This window comes from Cupriavidus sp. KB_39 (assembly GCF_052114485.1).
Taxonomy (GTDB): domain Bacteria; phylum Pseudomonadota; class Gammaproteobacteria; order Burkholderiales; family Burkholderiaceae; genus Cupriavidus.
The window spans coordinates 1-603 of record NZ_JBFREV010000166.1 but is presented as its reverse complement, the minus strand read 5'-3'; the positions used below and the strand labels follow the sequence as shown (position 1 = coordinate 603).

The following is a 603-nucleotide window of genomic DNA, read 5'->3' as shown; positions in this document are numbered from 1 at the left end:
ATCTTGTGCATGGCGCACTTGCGCTGATGCAGGACGTATCGCCGGGCTATTTCCAGCGTTTCTTGTCCTATGTCGATGGCCTGGCGTGGCTCGAGCAGATGAGTCCCGGCGGCGCGCCCGCCGAACCGCCGGCGCGCCGTGCCGCAAGCGCCCCAAAACGACCGCGCGTCAAGCGCCGTGCCGCCGATGCCGACCCCCTTGCCTGATCGCCCATGCTTGCACGCATAATGTGCCGCATACAGTTGGGATAACAACAGGAAGGGTCAATGATGGAAAACAATCAGGGCATGGGCCGCCTCGCGCGCCTGGCCGCGGCGGTGGCCGTCGCAACGCTTGCTGCCTGCGGCGGCGGGGGCGATGACGACGGCGGTTCGGTCGTCCGCGTCTCGGACGCTGCCGCCACGACGAGCAAGTCCACCGCCAGCGCCAGCGTACTCCCCACAACGCGCTGGATGCCGGCCGTGACGGACACGTGGCAACTCCAGCTTCAGGGCAAGCTCAACACGTCGTACAACGCCGTCGTGTTCGATTTCGACCTCTTCGACACCCCGCAGGCCACCATCGACACGCTGAAGTCCCAAGGCAAGCGCGTGGTCTGCTACC

2 protein-coding genes are annotated in these 603 nt (G+C 66.0%); both read left to right on the top strand.

Annotation, left to right across the window (positions count from 1 at the left end):
• On the top strand, positions 1-206 hold a 206-nt coding region (locus tag AB4Z27_RS29325), incomplete at its 5' end, for a DUF2894 domain-containing protein (protein ID WP_441646018.1).
• Positions 207-266: 60 nt separating this feature from the next.
• Positions 267-603: endo alpha-1,4 polygalactosaminidase (locus AB4Z27_RS29320; RefSeq protein ID WP_441646017.1), on the top strand; the 337-nt coding region annotated here is incomplete at its 3' end.